The organism is Flavobacterium sp. ABG, assembly GCF_001027725.1.
GTDB classification, from domain to species: Bacteria; Bacteroidota; Bacteroidia; order Flavobacteriales; family Flavobacteriaceae; genus Flavobacterium; species Flavobacterium cupriresistens.
On sequence record NZ_LEKS01000006.1, the window covers coordinates 153,627 to 174,563 of the forward strand.

Consider the following 20,937-nt stretch of genomic DNA (forward strand, 5'->3'; position numbering starts at 1 on the left):
AAAAACAAGCCTCGAAATCACTAATTGTATATAGGATTTCGAGGCTTTTTATTTAAATTGAAATGGATTAAAACTTATACGAGAAGCTTGCTACCAGATTTCTTGGTTTTTGTGGATTTACGGTAGACCAGCCACCGTTAAAGTAATCTTTGTTGGCCATATTATTAAGGTTTAAAGCCACACGGAATTTAGTCGAGCTGTAAAAAACAGAACTATTTACAACTGTATATTCAGGAAGTACAAATTTCCCTGTTTTTGGACTGTCCAAGATGGCATTTTCACTCGCATAATTTCCTCCAAATCCTAAACCAAATCCTTCAAGAGTACCGGAATCAAATTTGTAAGTAGCCCAAAGATTGATCAGGTTTTTTGGTCCGGCCCAGAAAGGTCTTTTTCCATTTTCCAACCAGACATCACCATCGTTTCCTTTAGTAATTTTACTGTCATTGTAGCTATATCCTGCTATGATGCTTAACCCTTTTATTGGAGCAGCATTCAAGTCAAGTTCAAAACCTTTACTTCTTGCTTCACCTCCCTGTACAGTGAATGTATTGGAGCTTACTACTAAATTGGCAACATTAATATCATAAAAACTTACAGTTGCATTTAATTTGTCAGAAAGAAGATTGGCTTTAACTCCAAATTCTAATTGATTGGCATGTTCAGGTTCAAAAGTTTTAGGTTGTATATCTCCGTTAGCATCAGTAGTACTGCCTGGGGCAACATTTCTAAAACCATTCATATAATTGGCAAATACAGCTAGTTTATCTTCAATAGGCTGATACAATAATCCGAATTTTGGAGATAAAGCCGTTTGGGTGTAATCGTCTTTGTCATTTTTGATGTCGCCTTTTGTGTCAAAATAATCAACTCTCAAACTGGCCATTGCCAATAAAGTTGGCGTAATGTTAAGTACGTCTGAAGCATAAGCACTATAGGTCGCATCCTGTTGGTTAAAGTTTTGCGCTGCTTCCTTAGAAAGAACATTATCAACCGATGTTCTGGTCAGGTAATTTGGAGCTAAAGGATCAAATTGTCTGACTTCTCCTTGTGCGGTAATATTGTACAATTTTGCATATCCTGATCCTGCATAAGTTACATTTCTTTCAAAATAATCAAGACCTGCCACGATACGATTGCGCAGGTTTCCAATTTTAAAATCACCTACAAAATTCTGTTGTATGTCTGTTGTACTGGTTTGCGACTGTTGGTCGCTAATCCAGAAGGCAAAATCTCCTTTTCCATCTTCATTATCATAAATATAAGAGTAGTATCCGTTTGATTTAGAAGAACCTCGTGATAAAACCGTTTGAGATGTCCATTGATCAGAGATTTTATAATTCATCTGTGCCTGTAAACTAAAACGAGGATTTTTTATCGATAAATCATTGCTGTAAAAAGAAAGATCGGTGTTGTAATTTAACTCCCCAAGGTTTGCAAATTGCAGCTGCTGGTCTCTTCCTAAAAACAACATGGACGGAGTTGTTTTTTCTTCCTGCATAAACTCGGTGTTGATAAGGAAAGACAATTTATCATTTACCTTATAAGAAAGGGAAGGAGCTACGAACAAAGCTGTACGAAAGCCCGCATCCTGAAAACTGTTTTCTGTTTGATACGAAGTATTGATGCGAAACAAAATGTTGTCGTTATCGTCCAGCGCTGTATTGACATCTGCCGTTACTCTGTTTAGTCCAAAACTTCCGCTTGTATACGAAACTTCGCCGGCGAAACCAACAAATGGTTTTTTGGTAACGGTATTAATAAGACCACCATAACTAACTAAGGAACTTCCGAATAAAGTTCCAGATGGTCCTTTAATTACTTCTATTCGTTCTATATTGGCAGGATCAAGACTTCCGTTTGTTAAGCCCGGCAATCCGTTTACAACATTGGCCTGAACTTCAAAACCACGTAAAGTATAGTAAGATCCTCCATCACCACCACGTCCGGTAGATTCCCAAAGTTTTTGAATTCCGGGAACATTTTTTAAGGCATCTTCATAATTGGTAATGGCTTGCTCTTTCATTATTTCAGAAGAAACAACATTATAAACTTGCGGATTCTCAATGTTTTTCAATGGCATTTTTGAAACGTAAGTACTTTGTTTTGGAAAAGCCTTTCCTTTATTACTGGTAATTACAACCTCTTTTAATTGTTTGTTAGAAACCGTTAACTGTAATTGTAGTGTAGTAACCTGATTTTCGGTAACGGTTATTTCTTGTGTCAGTTTTTCATAACCGGCCAATGAAATTTGTAAAGTATAACTTCCCGATTTTACTCGGTTTAGTTCAAATGCACCATATTCGTTAGAAGTTGTGGCGTATTTTGAATTTTTTAAGTTCAAATAAACATCTTCTGCCTTTTCTCCGTCAGAAGTTGTTATGGTTCCTTTAATACTTCCGAAAGATTGTTGGGCAGAAATAGTAGTTATAGAAAATAAGAATAAGAAGAAAACAAAAAGAATTTGTTGCACTCTGGGGTTTAGATAATTCATGGTTATTTAAATTAATTAAAATATCTTTATTTGGAATAAATAAAAACTGTGCAAATTTAAAAATTAATATTATTTTAACAATTGTAATTCTTTAAAATTTGGTGATGAAATTGTTAAATGTTGATTTTGCAGTAATTAAAGTAAGAATCGTCTTTACAACTGCATTAGGCAGGGATTAAAAAAGTCTTATTTTTGCAACTTAATTAAGTGCAGATACAATCGATGATAAAAGCCTATTTTGATAAACTTCGCCATTCTCCTAAAGGATACAGACTGGCCAATACCGTATTTTTTTTCCTGTCCGGATTTGGATATTCTTCCTGGGCGTCCCGGATTCCACACATCAAAGCACAATTACATTTGACCGAGGCCCAATTTGGAGCTGTTTTATTTGCATTCCCGATTGGTTTAATGCTGACAATGCCCTTTACAGGAAAACTGTTAAACAAATACAGCAGTCGTTACATCATGCTTTTAGGAGCGGTGATGTTTAACCTTGTATTGGCCTTGCCGGGTTTTGCCGCTTTTGTGTGGCAGCTAATTATTATACTTTTAGTTTTTGGAGCGTCACGGAATATTTTCAATTTATCGATTAATGCGCAAGCTCTTGAAGTGCAAAAACTGTATCCAAAATCAATTATGACGCGTTTTCATGCGGTTTGGAGTCTTGCCGGATTTGCCGGTGCGGGTTTAGGTTATGTAATGGTAACGCAGCACATCGATCCGTCTCAGCATTTGTTGGGTGTTAGTATTTTGATGCTGGCCGTTACAGCTTGTTTTTACCCGCTGAGTATTCATACAGAACCGGTTCCGGAGAAAAAGAAATTCTTTTCTATGCCGGAAAAAAACCTGATTAAGTTTGCCATGATTTGCTTCGTCTCCATGGCCTGCGAAAACACCATGTACGACTGGAGCGGGATTTATTTCCAGAATATATTACACGCTTCTCCCAAATTAACCACCGCAGCATTTGTGTTTTTTATGATTGCTGTTACCTTAGGACGTTTCTTGGGAGATTATGCTGTAACAAAATTCGGGATTAAGAATATCTTATTAAATAGCGGTGTTTTTATCACTGTGGGATTTTTAATCTGCTTTTTGTTACCTTATATTTATCCAACAATTTTTGGATATGTTTTAATCGGAGTAGGGGTTTCCTGCGTTGTGCCGTTGGTATTTAGTATCGCCGGAAGATCATCAAAATTAAGCAGTGGATCAGCCTTAACCTCAATATCAACAATAGGTTATCTCGGTTTTTTACTTGTGCCGCCAATGGTTGGTTTTATCTCAGAATATCTAAGTATGAAATGGGCTTTTTTGATAATGGCCCTTTTAGGCGGACTTATGATTTTGATGGTTAATAAGATCGGAGAGGAAGAGGAGTAAAGATGCAGAGGTACAAAGTTGCAAAGACACAAAGTTTTCTTTCCCCATGTGTCAGGCTGAGCGAAGTCGAAGCCCCCCTTTTATCTAACAAGCCTTCGACTTCGCTCAGGTTGACAATGGTACAGAAAAAAATATTTCACAAAAAAAAGAGCTACTTCTTAGTCATAATAAACCTTTCCGTAGTCAATTTTCCTTGTAGTTTCCCGGAAATCTCAGCCGTCATAGTATTATTGGCTCCTTTGGTATAAGTAATTTTTTGAGGATAATCGTGTTTCGGATTCTCAAAAACCAATTGTTTCTCGTTTGAAATTGTAGAAGGAAATGAAACCGCTTTACCGTCATTTTGCCCTTTTACAGTTGCTTTGTACGTTAAGGTTTCGCCTAATTGTGCCAAAACGATGCTTTCAAAATGGATAGTATCTTTTCCTTTTATAAAATACGATGCAGCGCTAAAAGTGCTGTCGTTTAGTTTTTGCCAGTTTTCGGTAAGTACACCATCCGGATTTTTATTCTCCCAGTTTCCGATAAGCCAGTCGGCTACTTTGATTTTGTCTTTTTCTACAGTTGCTTTTTTCTGGCAGGAAACAGAGGCTAGAACAAGCGCTAAAAGAGTAATTTTCTGAAACATATTTAGAGATATTTAGTGTTAGATTAATGAGCTAAGTTAGTAAAAAAAAGGTTGCTGCGAATTGCATAATTTTACACGAATTAATCATGAAAAAGAATGCCACAGATTGAACGGATTAAAAAAAATTTACGCGCAACAGCATAAAAACAATTCGTGAAAATTCGTGTAATTAGTGTTGAAAAACTTGTGATTCCAGTTTAGAGTAAGATTAGTGCACGAAAAAGGCTGTCACGAATTGCACGAATTAAGCTTTAAAATTATTGGTGGGTAAATAGTGCCACAGATTACAGGATTAAAATGATTTTCCCCGCAACAGCAAAGAAACAATTCGTGAAAATTAGTGTAATTAGTGTTGAAAAGAAATCACTTTAATCCTTCTAATCTGTGGCAAAAAAATACTATTTGTATTAAACGCTTTCAGACAAAATAGAATAAACCAATTCTCTAGTTGGTTTATTGTCTCCGAGTTTGATTCTGACATCATCAAAAGTCACTTTAAAATCACAACCCAATTTATAGTCACCACAACCATAAGCGGTTTTTCCTTTTAGAATCGTCCCTTTTTTACATTTTGGACATGTCAAAGAATCTGCTGTGGTCTCTGATGTCGGCTTTGATGGTGTTTTCTTTGGTTCTAATTTGAGTTTGAAGTTCTCTTCAAAACGAATTAAACCCTCAACCGTTCCCGAATCATCTTTAAAACCTTTTATGTTTACTGTTGAGCCTTTTTGAAGCAATCTCAAATATTGGCTTTCGGTTATTTTTTTTCCGGCAAAAACATTAGGCAATACAAAATCACAACCCGATTTGTATTCACTGCATCCAAAAGCTGTTTTTCCTTTTATAAGTGCCGCTTTTTTGCACTTTGGACAAACTTCTGCCGCAATTCCGGCAGCTTTCTTTTTTTCTACTTTAGCAACTGGCTTGGGAACATTGGCGACATGCGAGATATTAGCATGTTTGGTTTCACTTCGGACTTCATAAACCAAAGCTTCAACCATGCGTTTCATGTTTCGAATAAAAGCGGCGGCGGTAAAAGTGCCTTTTTCAATATCTTTCAGTTGTTTTTCCCAAGAACCGGTAAGTTCAGCCGACTTTATCAACTCATTTTGAATGGTTTCTATAAGCTGAATCCCTGTTGGCGTTGGTAAAACCTGTTTTTTATTTCGAACGATGTATTGACGTTTAAAAAGCGTTTCAATAATATTTGCCCGTGTTGACGGACGACCAATACCATTTTCTTTCATCAGCTCGCGTAAATCTTCATCATCAACTTGTTTTCCGGCGGTTTCCATGGCGCGCAGTAAAGTTGCTTCCGTAAACTGATTGGGTGGTTTGGTTTCTTTTTCCAGAAATGATGGTTCGTGTGGCCCTTTTTCACCCACAACAAAACTAGGTAACAGATCGGGGTCTTTTTCTTTACCGTTAGGATCTTCGAAAACAATTTTCCATCCTTTTTTTAAGATTTCTTTTCCGGTAGTTCTAAAAGTTACCTCGGCAGCTTTTCCGATTACTGTCGTATTGGCTACCAAACAATCATCATAAAACACGGCAATAAAACGCTTGGTAATAATATCATAGACCTGTTGCTGATTGTATTGCAAATTGCTTTGAATCCCCGTTGGAATAATCGCATGGTGATCGGTTACTTTTTTATCATTAAAAACCTTAGGTGATTTTTTGATTTTCTTTTCTAAAACGGGCTGAGTTAGTGCCGCATAATCCGTTAGTTTCTGCAGTATGCCTTGTACTTTCGGGTAAATATCATTCGGTAAAAATGTCGTATCCACTCTGGGATAGGTGATTACTTTTTGTTCGTATAAGGTTTGGGCAATTTTCAGCGTTTCATCTGCCGAAAACCCAAACTTTGTATTGCAAAAAACCTGTAATCCTGTTAAGTCAAATAATTTGGGAGCGTATTCATTTCCGTTCTTTTTTTCAACAGAAACAATTTCGAATTCGCTTTCTTTTACTTTATTCGCTAAATGTTCCCCATCTTCTTTTTTCAAAAAGCGACCTTCCTCATAGCTAAAAAGCACTTCTCGGTATAAAGTCTGAAGTTCCCAGTAGGGTTGAGGTTTAAAGTTTTCAATTTCTTTAAAACGATCTACAACCATTGCCAGTGTTGGGGTTTGCACACGTCCAATAGATAAAACTTGTTTGTAACCACCATGTTTTACGGTATACAAACGGGTCGCATTCATACCCAATAACCAGTCACCAATGGCTCTTGAAAATCCGGCGTAGAATAAATTATCGTAGTTGGCTGATGGCTTTAAGTTTTCAAAACCTTCTTTTATAGCTTCGGTTGTTAGGGACGAAATCCATAAACGTTGTACTTCACCTTTATAATGGGCTTCATTCATCACCCAACGCTGAATGAGCTCTCCTTCTTGCCCGGCATCCCCGCAGTTGATCACTACTTCGGCTTTGTCAAATAAGGTTTTTATGATTTTAAACTGCTTCTGAATTCCCGTATTCTGTACCACTTTGGTTTCGAATTTTTCGGGAAGCATCGGAAGATTGTTCAAATCCCAGCTTTTCCAATGTGGTTTGTAGTCGTTGGGTTCTTTCAAGGTACATAAATGCCCAAAGGTGTAGGTCACCGCATAACCATTGCCTTCGTAATAGCCATCGTGTTTGGTATTGGCACCCAAAACGGATGCGATTTCTCGTGCTACACTTGGTTTTTCAGCAATACAGACCTTCATTTTCTCCTTCTAATTTGAAGGGGTAAAATTAGGGATTTAGAAATTGGTATTGAAGTTTTTTGCCATAAAGCCACAAAGGCTGTAAGTTTTTTTGTTTTTTGGCATGTGAGGAGCTGGACTTTAAAGTATTTATTGTTTTGCGTTAAAGAGACTTAGATACAAAGTTTTTTTTCGAAGAGATACACTAAGTTTCTCGTATTTGGACTGTCTTTAGGTTGGTGTGAAAGTCATCTTTGCTTTTAGTTTTCTCCTTTGAAAAAGTCTAACATTGTTTTTAAAGCGTTTTTTGAGTGCATTTTTTCGCCGTTTTCAAGGGATTCTTGTATTGCTTTTGCAGCTCTCTTGCGCATATTTTTTTCATAAAAAGAGAGCGCTTCCTGCACATTTTCATGTTGATCAGAGGTTAAACATTCACTTAATTCCAGCGCATCCAGCATGGCCATATTAGCACCCTCACCTGCAAAGGGTGGCATAACATGGGCAGCGTCGCCAATTAAGGTGGCATTAGGCAAAGTTTCCCAAGTCTGATCTAAGGGCATGTAATTAATAGGACGAGGAATATATGGTACACTGGCATTTTGAAATAATTCATACCAGACACTGCTCCATTCCGGATATTCTTTTTTAAACCATTCCAGTATTTGTGTTTTGTTAGAAAAGTCCAATCCACTGGTTATTGACCAGTTTTCATTGGTTTTAAAACTGGCATAGAAACCAAGATTTCCGTCTCCTTTTTGTCCAAGTAATAGATTTTGGGAATCTCCAAATGCCATTATTTTTCCACCATCCAGTAAGGATGAAATATGAGGAGCTGTTTTCTGGGATTCGTAAATATTTCCTTCAAGCATTGTTATACCGGAATATAATGCTTTGATGTCTGTAATATAAGGTCGTATTTTTGAATTGGCACCATCCGAACCAATTACAATATCGGCATAAATTGATAAACCGTTTTTGAAATGCAATAGCCAGCCTTCATTTTGTTTTTCCATTGCCATAAAATGACTGTCCCAGACTACTGTTTCCAGTTCTAAAGATTCCAGCAATATTTTTCTTAATGAACCCCGGTCAATTTCAGGACGAAAATGTTCATCGCCAAAATCCTCCTGACCATTTGTTTCGTGGTCACTGAAAAATATTTCAGCATGTTCGTTTACAATCAGTGTTTTGTCGGCACCGGGAAGAAAATTGGTTTTAAATTCGTTCAATAAACCGGCCTTTCTAATCGCTGCCAGTCCTGAATCGTCATGCAAATCCAGAGGTGATCCCTGCACTCGTGCTTCTTTATTAAAATCTCTTTCGTATACTTTTACATTTACGTTTTGCAATTGTAAAAGTCTTGCCAATGTAAGTCCGCCAGGACCGCCGCCAATGATCGCGACTTGTTTATTTTGTAGTATCATTTTGTATCGTATTCCGTTAATTTTATTCCGTTTGGCTTATCGGCCTCGGTCGGAACAAAATTATTGCTGTTTCAGAACGGATAATAGTACAAATCGGTCATCTTTATTTTTTAATAATTCACTTGGCACTACACCTGAGAATTTTTTGATCTCTTTGATAAAGTGGGTTTGATCCGTGAAGTTTAATTCGGGGTAAAGTTTGCCTTGCGCAATATGCTGTAAGGAAGCTTTAAAACGTAAAATTTTACAGAATGCGTTTAAAGAAAGTCCAAACTGTTTATTGAAATAGCGATTGATTTCTCTGCTGCTCCAGGCTATTTTTTCAGAAAGTTCTTTGACTTTTATTTCGCCGTTTGAAGTGTAAACCAGTTCAAACAGCTTGCGTTTTCTTTCGTCAATTTTAGTTGGTAAAAGGGCTGTTATTTTTTGTACTGCTTTTTTATGAAAGGCATCAAAATCTTTCAAGTCAGCGGCATTAAATTCCCAAAAATCCGGAGGTAGATTTTGAGCACTGTTTAAAAAAGCAGCAATAGAAGTTTGTAAAATATATTCGACTCCCAACGGCTTAAAACTAATTTTGAAGGCAAGAGTCTGCGGAGGAATGGTTCTCTGCTCCGGTACTGTTTCCAGACCGATAAGCGTACTATGAAAAGAGTCTGATTGAGATTTCATAAAAAATAAATCAACTCTTCCATCAGGCATTAGAACAACTTCTTTTGCTTTATCAGACGGATTGTGAAACATTCCAATATTTTCTACAAAATCGCTAATGGATTGGTCCGGCAGAATGAATTTATAATAGAAGTCGTTGTTCATATGGTCTATTCTTTTAATAATGTGCCGTTCTGTAAAGTTGGAAAACTTTTGCTGGTATTCCAATTTTTTATGAAGATACATTTTTCCGGAGTGCGTTACCAACGAAATATTTTCGGGTGTATGGTAAGCTGTAAAACAATTACATGTAATGGATTTAGTTATTATTTGAATATTAAAAGTAGAAAAAATAACAAGATAATTGCTTCAAAATAATAGGCTTTAACAGATTAAAAGAATTATATTCGTTGTTGCTAATTTAACCACAACCTACTACAATGAATATAAAACAAGCCACTACTATAGACGAGGTCATTCAGTTATTGGATGAGATAATAGAAATATCAAAAGTAGAACAAAGCGCTATAGGTTTGTTTACTATGTTGTATCGTGAAGTTACGGTACGAATAAAAGAAGGCATCGCAGATCATTCTTTTCAGAACGGAGAGCGAATGGAGAAACTCGACGTCATTTTTGCCAATCGTTATATAAAGGCCTATTACCAATATAAAGCCAAAGAAAAGCCATCCGAATGTTGGGAATTTTCGTTTCAACAAGCAGAAAAATTTTGGCCCATAGTGGTTCAACACTTATTGCTTGGGATTAATGCCCATGTGAATTTGGATTTAGGAGTAGCCGCAGCTCAGGTCAGTACAGTAGATGACATCGGAGACTTAAAAGGTGATTTTGATAAAATAAACGGTATTCTAAGCAGTCTGGTAGGAAACGTCGAACAATGTTTAATTAAAATTTGGCCAACGCTGACGATCTTACTAAAATGGACGGGCAAAATGGACAACTTCTTTATTGATTTTAGTATGGAAGTCGCCAGAGATGGTGCCTGGAAATTTGCCAACGAATTTGTAGCACTTCCCGAAAATCAAACGGAAGCCTGTATCCAACTAAGAGATAAAAAAATCACAGAAATCGCTCGATTGGTTTCAAACCCCGGGTATTTTGTTAGTGCTATTTTCAAATTCATTCGTTTGTTTGAAAAAGGAACTGTGGCTCAGAAAATAATCGATTTGCAGATTGTCCAGCTAAAAAAGGTGGATTGTGCTGCTGGTTGATTTTAGTAAAAAACAGAAAGATTTTTAAGTTTTCTTGTGCTAGCGCGAGCGTCCCGCTCGTGACTATTTTTATGTTTTATTGTGTTTACGAGTGGTATGCTGACGCTGGTGGTGAATTGAAATTATTAGTCTTTTATAAATCTTTAATAAAATCACTTGGACTTATTTTTAAAGCTTGAGCAATTTTAAATAGAGTACTTATCTTCATTTCTTGTGAACCTTTAATGTATTTCCTTAGATTTTCTACATCCATTTCAGCTTCATGAGCAACCTCTCTTTGTTTTAGTTGATTGTCTTCTATTATATCCTTTATTCTGATTCCGAGCTGTTTTACAACTTCCGGAATTTCAGTTTTTCTTGTTCTTTTCATGGAAATGAAATTACAAGTAATAGATTGTTTTTATGGGATTGTAAAGAATCGGTTGTTTGTAACCGATTTTTTGTATGTTTGTTTTTCAATTAGTAGAAATATAATTTAATTTAATCATGGAAGTACAAAATAATAAGCCAGTTACAGAATTTTCAGAATTGATGAATAAGACAAATTATTTCACGAAGTTAAAAGAGAATACGATTAATAATTCCTTTAGTGTACCAGTAAAAGTGTCCGGTTATGAGGAATTAAATCTAATAGCTTCAAATCTTCTTAAAGCAAGTATCTTTATGCTTAAAAATGATGGTGAATGTTTGTCAAACAGTTCTGACATAGATGTCATATCTTTACTGGAACTTGCTTTGCAGCTTCTACCGGAGGATGAGATGGAGTTGTTGGATGAATTAAATAAACTTCATTTGTAATTGATTCTGCGGTGCCAAGTCGGGAGACTTCGCAAAGCAATCGCAGTATTGGAAGAACACTTTGAAGAACTGATCTTCTAACTGTTATAATTTAAAAAAAAAATGACTATAAATTTTGATAATATTGAAATTATGGCTCCCGATTATGGAGGAGGAACTTTATTTTACCATAACAATAGTCCTTTCACAGGAACTATTGTGGAATATGATGACAAAGGAGTCTTAATTAGTGAATTTCTCGTTTTAAATGGAAGTAGACATGGAAGAAGTGCATCTTATGATTCTAATGGGCGAATTATTGAAGAAGGTTTTATAAGTAATAATAGGCCATATGGATTACATAAAGAATGGGATGAGCATGGAATTCTAATTAAAGAAATAAATTTTGGTAAAGAATATCAACCTTAAATTATTTATGATTCTGTTGTGCGAAGTCTCCTAACTTCGTAGCCGCTCCAATAAGCAAAAAAAAGTTGTAGCGGAATATAGTATTGTTGTGCGAAGTCGGGAGACTTCGCACAACGATCGTAGTATTGGAAGAACTGAGGATTAAATATGCAAGTTTTTTCCCGAAGCATAAATTTTTCAAGCACATGCACTATCAAATACAGGACTTGAAATTTTATACATTTTTCTTTTTATTGATATCCCGAATTGTGAAAATCATTGCTAGTATTAATAACAAATTTGAAACAATACTTGCGTATCGATTTTCTTTTAAGTTGTCAAAGTTCAATTCAGTTATGTTGAAAATGAGCAGAATTAAACTTGCAAATATTAAAAAGTAGGCTATGATTTTTCTATTCATATCTTTTCTGTTTTTTATTTCAATTTTTAGAAAACTTTTTTTCGTTGCAACGTAGCTGTTTGCTAATTCCTTGTCCTACAGTCAGTTTTAGTTGGTTTACTAGCGGGGCATTTTTATACAATTCATTCAATAACCCGCTTTTTTGTCGAACGCCCGTTAGCAGCAGTTGTTTTGTCACTCTTGTGGTTTTATAGCTCTTGTCGCAATGAATGCAGGTAAAAATTCGTCGATTTTATTTTCTCCGCCCCAAGAGTCTTCAAACATTGCAGTTATTGTAAAACCAGCTTCTAGTTGTCCACCAATTTGGTCTGTCAAACTGTGTCCAAATAGTAATGCTTCCTTGTTCTTTTTCAACTCTTCTAATTCTTCTGTCGGCAATGAATGTAGGTCTGAAAAGGGTTGCTTGTAAATTAACTTCAAGTTTTTTTCGTCAAGCTGAAGCGAAATTGGATTCATTAAACCCGTCATTAAAATTCCGTTGGGTTTTAAAACTCGAAAACATTCTTTCCAAACGGGCAAAACATCGTCAACGAAGAGTATGGAGCAAGGATTAAAAATTAAGTCAAATGAATTGTCTGCAAATACAGAAAGGTCCTTCATATCTCCTTGAACAGTTTTTATGTCAAGGTCGAATTTGTCGCTTAGGGTTTTGTCTTGTAGTAATTGCTTTTCGGAATTGTCAAAAATGGTTACGTCTGCACCCAAGGTCGCAAGGATTGGGCCTTGCTGTCCACCACCGGAGGCAAGTCCTAATATTTTTAAACCTTTTAAAGTAGGAAACCAATTTTTAGGTACCGCTTTTTTAGGTGTTAAAACGATACTCCAATTTCCGTTTTTTACGTTTTCCAATTCTTGGTCTGAAACAGGAATTGTCCAACGGTCTTTTTTGTCAACGTAATTGTCCCAAGCTAATTTATTATGTTTTACTATGTCCATATTATTTGTCGTTTTACAATTGATGTTAACTAGTATATATGTCTTATAAAACTAGACTACTGCTGCATGATTTTATTAAAAATAGCACAAAAGACTAAAGATATCATTTTTTATTTAGCCTCTTCTGCTTCAATTTCTTTTATAATTTCTTTTGCTTCCTTAATTGCGTTTTGATAAGGTTCTTGACTATATTGGGTGAATTTACTAAGTCCCGATAAAACAATTTTTGTCTTCTTTTTCAATACCGTTGTATTAATATCTTCATCTTCTTTTCCGGATATTAATAAATCTACATATCTGGAAATAAGTCTTTCGTATGAAACTTCGACAATTGCTATTTGTGGAATAGTTTGCTGGTAATAACTCAAAATCTTATTTCTTACCTTTTGATTTTCTATAGTATTTATTTTTCCACTAGATTTAAAGCCTTCATAGCTACCATTATTTATTAAGGTATTAATGAAATTTGTACCTGAATTAATCTCTTTATGATTCGCTTCAATACTGTCTATTTTTTTTGGTGTAAGATGTAAAACAAAATCTATTTGTTTTTGCGTTTTACTTAATAACTTTTTTGTGTTTTCCAGATTCGAAATGTCATTTTGTAAATCTCCTTTCAATCCCATTAAAAATTTTTGTGCATCTTTCTGTTGATGCTTTTCTTCGCTCCAAGAGTGAAGCCATATTGAAAGTGAAACCGCAAATACAATAATTAAAATTTCAGTAAGTATTTCTTTTACTTTTTCTTTGAAGGAATGTTTTTTATTGTTCATCTCTGAGTATATTTTTTTTGTGTGTTTTATTATTTCGTCTTGCATGTTTGTAGTTTTGTAATTTTAAATGTTTATTCGTTATTTCTGTTGCTATAAAGTGACGTACAACATTTTGTTATTTTGAAACGACTGAGAATTCGTATACGCTCCGTTTTCGGCTGAACGAAAACTGGATAAGAAACAGTAATTCTACTAAATTGTAACTCGCTCAAAAGGGCTTTTCGCGACTTTATTTTAATACGTCCTTAAGTTCCACAACATCAAAGTTATCATTGTTTTCTAAAAAGTGTTTTATTATTGGAATGTGTCCTTGTCCAAAAATTAAAATAACATATTTGTCCGAGGTTTCAACTTGATTTATAATATTTGAATAAATAGCAAGATTTCTTAAATACCATTCTGATACATATTGTGCTCCTGCATAATTTTTACCTCCACCAATTTTTGCTAAAAACTTTAGATAAATGGATAAATTTCTTTTTAACTCTTCGGGTTTATTTACGTATTTTATGACTTCGGTTATGGTGCTTTTTTTTACTTTATTATTATAATCGTTTAGCATTGCATTTGCCTGGGTCCCTAAATCTTTTAGTATATAAAGTTGATTATTTTCTTTTGCGGTCGCAGCCATTAAGCTATCGTGTAACCCATAAAATTTGTCTATACAGTTTACTTGATTTAGTTTTAATTTTTTTGCTAACCTAAAGCCAATTTGTTCTCTTTCTGAAACGGTAAGTTTATAATGATCGGTTAAATATAAATGATACAAACTGTCGCTGGAACGTTGATTTTCAAATGGTCTTTCGATCATCACTTTAGTCGCTTTTGTCTGAGATAGAACATTTGTTAGGTCTTCTAATTCATTTTGTCGCTTAGCATTAAAAAAATCGTCTACTTTTAGTTCAAAACTATCTTTATGTGGGGTTTCAAAATGGATAGTTCCAATTAATAAAATTTTTGTTTTCTGAGTTTGTCCGAATGTGATAAGTCCAAAATTTAAAGCAAAAATTAACGGTAATAGTTTCATAGATTTTATTCTGTTTTGGTTGTTTTTTTGGTTGTTGAGGTATTAATAGCCGCTAACGTTCTGACGCTAGACGAGGTTTGGAATCAAAGATGCGAGTTTTTTCTATTATGCACAAATTTTACAAGTACAAAACACAGCTGAGTTGTAATGGCTGTTAGGGACTGTTTTTTACTAGATATTTTTCTTCTAAATTTATTCTGTTTGAAAAATATTCAACATTTGGATTTTTGCGAACATATTTCTTCTATGGTATTGTGTAAAGTGAGTCAATAAGATTTCTTCCGGCTAGATCTTACGTACTGTCATTAAGTTTTAAAATTTTTTCATGCAGATTCTGCGGATTTTGCGGATTTTTTTTATTCTATCCCGCTAAAATCTGCATGAGACTTTTTTGATAATCCTTAATTTAATGACGTTGAGCTATTGTGCCCCGCTCGTGACTTTTTTTAATGTTAGCCTTTATTTAAACTGTATTCACGAGCGGAACACGAGTATTATTATTTAGTAATTTTTTCGATGTAATTTTTTAAATCCGTTGTTTCAACTTGAATATCCGGAGCAATTCCTTTTCCAATTTCACGATATTCTGTTTTGTTTCGATCCATTAGAATACCTGTTGTTATTTTTAAAATTGCATTATCGGTAAGTCTGAATTCTGAGTTATCGGAAGTTAATCCTTGTGTATTGCAGCCAATTATTTTTACGTTTTTTTGTCCTTTGAAACTGGCAACAATAAATTCTCCCGAACTCGCTGTTTTTTTACTCGTTAAAATGTAAATAGGTTTGTTCTTTTTTTTGATTTTTATATCCGGTGTTTGAAAGGTCGCAATTACAGTTTTATTAAAATAGATGTTCGAATTGGTGTTACTATAGTAGCCAATTTCTCCCGAATTATCTATTGAACCCACCACATTTACAGCGTCTAAAAAAGGATAAATGGATTTAAACATGGGCGAAAACATTCCTCCATCATTTTCTCTTACATCAATTATCCAGGCTTTTGGATTTATCTTTTCGAGTTTTTTAATTTTTTTGTAAAAAGAACTCACATATTCTTCCCAATCTTCCTGGTTTAGATTTCCAATAGCAGGAATGGTGATGTAGGCATATTTTTCGTTTATTATACTGTCTTTTGCATAAGGAAAAGGCAAACCGCTGTCCTTGTATCTTTTTAAATAGAATTCCACCACTTGAGGTTCATAAAAGCCCGAATGCTGGTCACCCAATTCATTCAAAATATTCTTAATAATTGGATACGTGTCTTGTATTGAATTCGATTTGTTATTTTCAAGCTTGGCCTCAGTTCTTATTTTTGCCCAATCTATTTTCTTTTTGTTGACCGAGTTTTGTTCCATTATAGCAATTGCTTTTTCTAAATAAGAATCCGGTTTTGATTGGGAGAAAGTTTTAGTGGTGAATGTTAATAAAACTAATAGGCTTAATAGTGTTACTCTTTTCATTTGGTTTTTGGTTATTCTTTTAGTGTTATTTTGATATTCCAAATAAATATTTAATTTCATTATTGAATAGATCTATTCCTTTTTCGAATTCTTTGAATCTGATACATCCCGGACAAATCCCCGTATTTATAATTTGAATAAGTTTTCCATTAACGTTTTTTTCTTCGATAGAATTTTCGCAATTATCGGTGATAATTACGGCTTTATTTTCAGCGTATAATTTTTCAGCGATATCTTTTATTCGATTGTAAATTGCTTTATTAAGCTGTGGATTTTCTTCTGATAATTGGGTTAAGCAAGTCCATAAATAACAAAATTTCTTTTTTTTAGCAAGTGATGAACCAATAGAATCTAAGTATTTGTTTTCCGGTATATCTTCAAAACATCTTGTGAGTACCTCATTATTTGATGATTCATGAGTTTTGGTAGTACTTTGAGCAGTAATTTTATATTGCGAAATTATAAAGACCAATATAAGGGTTACTGTTTTTTTCATAGTATCACATGATGTTTTGCTGCTTAGTAGGGTTAAGCTAAATTAAGATTTATTTTTCAGTTGAATACAAAATTATAAGTTTTACTCTGCGGTCTGAAGTTTCTCGATTTCTTACCCGCTCCAATAAGCAAAAAAGTTGTAGCCGAATATAGCAGTGTGTGCGAAGTCAGGAGACTTTGAATAGCGATTGCAATATTTAAAGAACATTTTGAGAAGCTGGTGCAGGTATTAGTTTTTATTTTAATTGTTCTGTAATTATTTTTAAAATGTCAGTTGCAATTTTCTCATTTTCAATTTCATGTTTTGCTTTTTCTTGCTCCCAATTTTTCTTGATCCATATTATTTCATATTCATTATTTAGTTTTTCAACTTCAATAACTGTTCCGCCTCTTGTTCTTGTTGCGCATAAAATAATATCGCATTTTAATTTTGCAAATATTGGTAGTGAGAAAAATATTCTTGAATTTGGGTCGCCTTGACTTTCAATTCCAATTATTTTGCCATTTATTTTTACGATAACTGAAATATCTCCGTTTTCGTGGGTTATTTGTTCAAAGTCTTCATGAAAGATAAAGCCTTGAAATTTTTCATGAAGTTTTTTATAAACCAATTTGATTGTTTGAGATTTTCCGACATTTGAAGTTCCGTAAAGTCCAATAAGTTTTTTCATATTTTTTATCTTGATTTTAAAAAGTACCTTTTACGAATAGTTACACTAATAAAGCTATTTAACGCTGCTGTGCGAAGTCTCCCGACTTCGTACCCCTTCCAATCAGCGAAAAAAGGTGTAGTGTAATATAGCAGTGTGTGCGAAGTCAGGAGACTTCGCACAGCTGACTGGTTTTATTCAGTTGGTATTCCCGCATTTTTAGCGTCTTCTTTTTCTATAGCTTTCCATTTATTATAATTGACTTCATCTTTTGCTTGTAAATATGCTGCAGCAACCAAACTTGCTTGTACATAAGTTTGCATTTTATCACCTCCATTTTTTGCTATTTCATATTGTTGTTCAGCATCCAAAGCAACTTGATTCTCTATTTTTTGCATATCTTTAGCAACTTGTTTATCCATTCCGCCTCCAAAAAAATACCATATAACTCCGATAAAAATTATTGCTGAAATGATTGTTTTCGCTTTACTTGTTTTTTTAGGTGTTTCCATTTTTGTTTCCATAATTTTAATTTTTACAATCTTTAGTTAATTCTCGTTTATTTATGTGGTTTCTGAACTCCACTTTTATTTTTCTATAGTTATTGTTTAGAAAGAGTGTCCGGTTTTCGATATTAGACCAAATTAGTTTCTGTTTTATATTCTTCAAAATGAATTTCCCCCACTATGCATACCCAAGCAATAGCGCACTGACAAAGTAAGTTTTACAAGTAGAAAACAAAGCTGAGGACATTTATGAGGAAAGAAAATAAGTTCGTATTCAATCTGAATTTTGCGAAACCTATCTGTTCCCAGAAATCCCAATTGAATCAAATTATTTTGGTAGATGTGCAATCAATTCAACTTCTAATTTTGCATTTGGTACGTATAATTGTACTATTTGAACCCATGTAGCAGCAGGAAAGTCACCATTATAGAATTTTTTTCTAACGTTATTGTATTTTTTCATTGTCTCTATATCTGTTGTATATAAATTTTCTTTTACAACATTTTCAAATGTGGCACCATAACTCGATAGGGATGCTTTTAAATCATTATAGACAGCTGTGATTCCTTCAGGAGTTAATTCGGTTGTTACAGCACCGGAAATATAAAGAACATTGTCAACTTTTAAAACTTGAGTATAACCAATATCGGTATCTTGTTTTGCCTCATTGTTCCAATGCCATTTTTCCTTTTTTATTTTAGCTTCTTGTGCAAAGTTTTTGGTGAAAATTAATAGAAAAGATAGTAAAAGGAAATATTTCATAATGGTTTGGTTTTTAATTGAAGTTTGTTTTAAGGTTTTATTCTGTTAATTATCAAAGGATGCAATGCGTATTTTATTTTGCTAAAAGATAATACCTTCTGCTGTACGAAGTCTCCTGACATCGTACCCGTTCCAATGAGCGAAAAAAGCTGTAGCGGAATATAGCAGTGTGTGCGAAGTCGGAATATCGCAGATTAATTCGAAATTTAAAGCGAAACATTCCGCAGAATGAGGGGAGTGGTTGGCTTTCTTATTTCTTTGTCAACGAGAGCAATGTACTTCATACCTTTATTGTTGTCAACATCTTTTATTTGTTCGATTTGTAGAGCAGAATAAATTGCGTTTGCAAATGATGGTAAACCACCAATTATTGCACCAGTTGTACCAGCTGCGGCTAAACCTATTACTGCTCCGCTTATTCCGCAGAAGGTACCGAAAAATATTTTACCCATTTTATTTTCATTCATCTTTATTGAAATCTCATCTTTGCCAAATTCTAATTCTTTAATCTTTTCTCTGAATAAATCGCTTCCAACTTCGATGTCTGAATTTAAAGCAATAAGTTCTACACTATTTTTAAAGCGCTTAAGCAGTTCCGAATTTTGTTCTTTAAATTTAATAAGTTTTGTTAAGTCGATTTCTTCTGGGAACGGTATAAGACTTTCTAAAATTATTTCTCTCTTCTCTTTTGTTTTTTCTAAACGCTTCTTAGTTAGAAAAAAGGGATTGCTTTTTATTTTTTGGTCTGTTGCGGGTAAAAAATCTATTTTTTTTCCAAGTACAGAAGCTAAAAACATCATAAGTTCTCCAGCGGTTTTCTTTTCAACCCAAAACCATTCGTGATTGTCCTCACGAATTGCTAAACCAGCTTGTTCGATTTGATAAAGCAATTCGTGGTCAAATTTATTTGTATGAATTCTGATTCCTTGAAACTTTGACTCAAATATTTTCTGTCCACCTTTTTTTTTAAAGCTCTTTTTTCTCTGTTTGAGATTAAATTCCTCTGTATTCATGTAATCTGTAAATTGTTTACAAATTTGCCAAGGTTTTTTAAACTGTTCCATTGGACTAATTGGTATAACAAGTTCCTTTTGAACGAGTTCTCTCATAAATGGATCATATTTATTAGGGTCGTAGAAATAATCCATTGGTACTATTGAACCAATTTGGTCATAATACAATAATGATCGCACTGTCCAATTAGTTTTAGGCATATTGATATAAGGGTAGTATAAAAGATTTTCCATATTGTTCGGTTTTTAAGTTGGCTGTTAGCGGTAGTTTTTAATTTCATAAATATCGCTTAGAGCGTTAATCGCAAGTTTCTCAATCACTTTGTTTTTTTCTCCTCTTGAAATTATTAATTCTGCAATATTTTGTGCAATTTCCATAGTAATCATTTCCGAACCAAAAAATCTAGTTGTTATTGAACTCAATCCTTCTGAACTATCTAGTTCTCCTAAACGATTTTCAATACTGCTTTCGTAAATAAAATGTGTTAACTCGTCTTTTATAAATTTATTATCAGTTAAATGTCTTGCAATAAAATTTTCAAAAACTTGATTTTGTACGGAGTCTACTTTTAATAGCATTAATTTTTTTTTTGACTTTTCTTCATTATTGAATGCCATCATCCAAAATATTCCTGAATAAAACAAAAGACAAAACCATACTGATACAAAGTATAAACTTGTGGGATTTATAAAGTGCGATAGTGTTGGGTTGTCTTTAATTTGTGCTGGAAATAGAAATAAAAATGTAACAATCGCTGTAATTACAGTGAGCGAAATTTTAGGCAAGAACATTTTTGACTGAAATGTAGAAATCGCGAAAGAAATTTTTGAGTCGAGATTTTGTTCAAGAGAATTTTGTTTATTTATTGGAATTAGATCAGTTATGACTTTCATTAAGTCAGTCATTTTCTCAACAATAACAAGAGACTGATTGTTTTTAATGCTATCTAGATATTCGATTGCGTTATTTGCTTTGTAGTATTGTTCCTTGATAATTTCGCTTGGGAATTCGCCATTCGTTTTATCTGGATGTGTGTCAATCCGTATTGCATTTACGCCTTCTCTTATTATTTCCAGATCGTCACTATCAATTTGGAAGTCTTTTTTTATTTCACAAGTAGAGTTGTATGTCATTGTGTTGTTTGTTTAGTCCTAAAATTATGCTAATGTTGTGACGCTACACGAGGTTTGTGATTAAAGGGG

General features: G+C 34.0%; 20 protein-coding genes. 4 read left to right on the forward strand and 16 right to left on the reverse strand.

Features of this window, described 5'->3' with window-relative positions:
- Positions 1-67 precede the first annotated feature (67 nt).
- Complete coding sequence (locus AB674_RS08290) at positions 68-2,494, reverse strand: TonB-dependent siderophore receptor (RefSeq protein ID WP_047775571.1); 2,427 nt, start codon at positions 2,492-2,494, stop codon at positions 68-70.
- Positions 2,495-2,716: 222 nt separating this feature from the next.
- Here AB674_RS08290 and AB674_RS08295 point away from each other — a divergent pair, with 222 nt between their 5' ends.
- Positions 2,717-3,880: an MFS transporter gene (locus tag AB674_RS08295; protein ID WP_047775573.1), complete on the forward strand. Its 1,164-nt coding sequence runs from the start codon at positions 2,717-2,719 to the stop codon at positions 3,878-3,880.
- Between the two features lie 151 nt (positions 3,881-4,031).
- On the opposite strand, the gene AB674_RS08300 is transcribed toward AB674_RS08295, so the two are convergent.
- From AB674_RS08300 to AB674_RS08315, 4 genes are all read right to left on the reverse strand, one after another.
- Complete coding sequence (locus tag AB674_RS08300; RefSeq protein WP_047775575.1) at positions 4,032-4,508, reverse strand: DUF6265 family protein; 477 nt, start codon at positions 4,506-4,508, stop codon at positions 4,032-4,034.
- A 407-nt stretch (positions 4,509-4,915) separates the two neighbouring features.
- Positions 4,916-7,219: a type IA DNA topoisomerase gene (locus AB674_RS08305; RefSeq protein ID WP_047775577.1), complete on the reverse strand. Its 2,304-nt coding sequence runs from the start codon at positions 7,217-7,219 to the stop codon at positions 4,916-4,918.
- A 239-nt stretch (positions 7,220-7,458) separates the two neighbouring features.
- A complete protein-coding gene (locus AB674_RS08310) occupies positions 7,459-8,622 on the reverse strand; it encodes an FAD-dependent oxidoreductase (RefSeq protein WP_047775579.1) in 1,164 nt (387 codons plus the stop codon).
- A gap of 60 nt (positions 8,623-8,682) precedes the next feature.
- Positions 8,683-9,438, reverse strand: a complete 756-nt coding sequence (locus AB674_RS08315) for a helix-turn-helix domain-containing protein (protein WP_047775581.1) — start codon at positions 9,436-9,438, stop codon at positions 8,683-8,685.
- Between the two features lie 275 nt (positions 9,439-9,713).
- Here AB674_RS08315 and AB674_RS08320 point away from each other — a divergent pair, with 275 nt between their 5' ends.
- Complete coding sequence (locus tag AB674_RS08320; RefSeq protein ID WP_047775583.1) at positions 9,714-10,505, forward strand: DUF5995 family protein; 792 nt, start codon at positions 9,714-9,716, stop codon at positions 10,503-10,505.
- A 133-nt stretch (positions 10,506-10,638) separates the two neighbouring features.
- Here the strand turns inward: AB674_RS08320 and AB674_RS08325 are convergent, their stop codons facing one another.
- Positions 10,639-10,875 (reverse strand): helix-turn-helix domain-containing protein, encoded by a 237-nt coding sequence (locus AB674_RS08325; protein WP_047775585.1) that lies wholly within the window; start codon positions 10,873-10,875, stop codon positions 10,639-10,641.
- 161 nt (positions 10,876-11,036) lie between these two features.
- Between AB674_RS08325 and AB674_RS08330 the strand changes: the two genes are divergently transcribed.
- Together AB674_RS08330 and AB674_RS08335 are read left to right on the forward strand one after the other, a co-directional pair.
- Positions 11,037-11,303: a hypothetical protein gene (locus AB674_RS08330; protein WP_047775782.1), complete on the forward strand. Its 267-nt coding sequence runs from the start codon at positions 11,037-11,039 to the stop codon at positions 11,301-11,303.
- A 102-nt stretch (positions 11,304-11,405) separates the two neighbouring features.
- Positions 11,406-11,711: a toxin-antitoxin system YwqK family antitoxin gene (locus AB674_RS08335; protein ID WP_047775589.1), complete on the forward strand. Its 306-nt coding sequence runs from the start codon at positions 11,406-11,408 to the stop codon at positions 11,709-11,711.
- Between the two features lie 574 nt (positions 11,712-12,285).
- Here the strand turns inward: AB674_RS08335 and AB674_RS08340 are convergent.
- The 10 genes from AB674_RS08340 to AB674_RS08385 all read right to left on the reverse strand — a co-directional run bounded on the left by AB674_RS08340 (position 12,286) and on the right by AB674_RS08385 (position 20,868).
- Positions 12,286-13,047, reverse strand: a complete 762-nt coding sequence (locus AB674_RS08340) for a class I SAM-dependent methyltransferase (RefSeq protein ID WP_047775591.1) — start codon at positions 13,045-13,047, stop codon at positions 12,286-12,288.
- A gap of 110 nt (positions 13,048-13,157) precedes the next feature.
- Positions 13,158-13,865 (reverse strand): DUF6090 family protein, encoded by a 708-nt coding sequence (locus AB674_RS08345; protein WP_047775593.1) that lies wholly within the window; start codon positions 13,863-13,865, stop codon positions 13,158-13,160.
- Positions 13,866-14,049: 184 nt separating this feature from the next.
- Positions 14,050-14,847: a DUF5694 domain-containing protein gene (locus tag AB674_RS08350; protein ID WP_047775595.1), complete on the reverse strand. Its 798-nt coding sequence runs from the start codon at positions 14,845-14,847 to the stop codon at positions 14,050-14,052.
- A 497-nt stretch (positions 14,848-15,344) separates the two neighbouring features.
- Positions 15,345-16,307 (reverse strand): S41 family peptidase, encoded by a 963-nt coding sequence (locus AB674_RS08355; protein WP_165579364.1) that lies wholly within the window; start codon positions 16,305-16,307, stop codon positions 15,345-15,347.
- A gap of 25 nt (positions 16,308-16,332) precedes the next feature.
- A complete protein-coding gene (locus AB674_RS08360) occupies positions 16,333-16,803 on the reverse strand; it encodes a hypothetical protein (RefSeq protein WP_047775599.1) in 471 nt (156 codons plus the stop codon).
- Positions 16,804-17,038: 235 nt separating this feature from the next.
- Entirely contained in the window at positions 17,039-17,473 is a 435-nt protein-coding gene (locus tag AB674_RS08365; protein ID WP_047775601.1) for a hypothetical protein, read from the reverse strand.
- Between the two features lie 173 nt (positions 17,474-17,646).
- On the reverse strand, positions 17,647-17,976 hold the full coding sequence (locus AB674_RS08370) for a hypothetical protein (protein WP_047775603.1): 330 nt from the start codon (positions 17,974-17,976) through the stop codon (positions 17,647-17,649).
- Between the two features lie 310 nt (positions 17,977-18,286).
- Positions 18,287-18,721: a RidA family protein gene (locus AB674_RS08375; RefSeq protein WP_047775605.1), complete on the reverse strand. Its 435-nt coding sequence runs from the start codon at positions 18,719-18,721 to the stop codon at positions 18,287-18,289.
- Between the two features lie 206 nt (positions 18,722-18,927).
- Positions 18,928-19,968, reverse strand: a complete 1,041-nt coding sequence (locus tag AB674_RS08380; RefSeq protein ID WP_047775606.1) for a hypothetical protein — start codon at positions 19,966-19,968, stop codon at positions 18,928-18,930.
- A gap of 24 nt (positions 19,969-19,992) precedes the next feature.
- The gene (locus AB674_RS08385) at positions 19,993-20,868 is read right to left on the reverse strand and encodes a hypothetical protein (RefSeq protein WP_047775608.1); all 876 of its coding nucleotides are present in this window, start codon (positions 20,866-20,868) and stop codon (positions 19,993-19,995) included.
- Positions 20,869-20,937: the final 69 nt, after the last annotated feature.

Coding starts and splice junctions, on each gene's coding strand:
- AB674_RS08330 (WP_047775782.1), top strand. CDS start 11,037: ATGAATAAGACAAATTATTTCACGAAGTTAAAAGAGAATACGATTAAT.
- AB674_RS08340 (WP_047775591.1), bottom strand. CDS start 13,047: ATGGACATAGTAAAACATAATAAATTAGCTTGGGACAATTACGTTGAC.
- AB674_RS08385 (WP_047775608.1), bottom strand. CDS start 20,868: ATGACATACAACTCTACTTGTGAAATAAAAAAAGACTTCCAAATTGAT.
- AB674_RS08310 (WP_047775579.1), bottom strand. CDS start 8,622: ATGATACTACAAAATAAACAAGTCGCGATCATTGGCGGCGGTCCTGGC.
- AB674_RS08290 (WP_047775571.1), bottom strand. CDS start 2,494: ATGAATTATCTAAACCCCAGAGTGCAACAAATTCTTTTTGTTTTCTTC.
- AB674_RS08320 (WP_047775583.1), top strand. CDS start 9,714: ATGAATATAAAACAAGCCACTACTATAGACGAGGTCATTCAGTTATTG.
- AB674_RS08295 (WP_047775573.1), top strand. CDS start 2,717: ATGATAAAAGCCTATTTTGATAAACTTCGCCATTCTCCTAAAGGATAC.
- AB674_RS08300 (WP_047775575.1), bottom strand. CDS start 4,508: ATGTTTCAGAAAATTACTCTTTTAGCGCTTGTTCTAGCCTCTGTTTCC.
- AB674_RS08305 (WP_047775577.1), bottom strand. CDS start 7,219: ATGAAGGTCTGTATTGCTGAAAAACCAAGTGTAGCACGAGAAATCGCA.
- AB674_RS08345 (WP_047775593.1), bottom strand. CDS start 13,865: ATGCAAGACGAAATAATAAAACACACAAAAAAAATATACTCAGAGATG.
- AB674_RS08315 (WP_047775581.1), bottom strand. CDS start 9,438: ATGAACAACGACTTCTATTATAAATTCATTCTGCCGGACCAATCCATT.
- AB674_RS08370 (WP_047775603.1), bottom strand. CDS start 17,976: ATGGAAACAAAAATGGAAACACCTAAAAAAACAAGTAAAGCGAAAACA.
- AB674_RS08380 (WP_047775606.1), bottom strand. CDS start 19,968: ATGGAAAATCTTTTATACTACCCTTATATCAATATGCCTAAAACTAAT.
- AB674_RS08350 (WP_047775595.1), bottom strand. CDS start 14,847: ATGAAACTATTACCGTTAATTTTTGCTTTAAATTTTGGACTTATCACA.
- AB674_RS08325 (WP_047775585.1), bottom strand. CDS start 10,875: ATGAAAAGAACAAGAAAAACTGAAATTCCGGAAGTTGTAAAACAGCTC.
- AB674_RS08375 (WP_047775605.1), bottom strand. CDS start 18,721: ATGAAATATTTCCTTTTACTATCTTTTCTATTAATTTTCACCAAAAAC.
- AB674_RS08335 (WP_047775589.1), top strand. CDS start 11,406: ATGACTATAAATTTTGATAATATTGAAATTATGGCTCCCGATTATGGA.
- AB674_RS08355 (WP_165579364.1), bottom strand. CDS start 16,307: ATGAAAAGAGTAACACTATTAAGCCTATTAGTTTTATTAACATTCACC.
- AB674_RS08360 (WP_047775599.1), bottom strand. CDS start 16,803: ATGAAAAAAACAGTAACCCTTATATTGGTCTTTATAATTTCGCAATAT.
- AB674_RS08365 (WP_047775601.1), bottom strand. CDS start 17,473: ATGAAAAAACTTATTGGACTTTACGGAACTTCAAATGTCGGAAAATCT.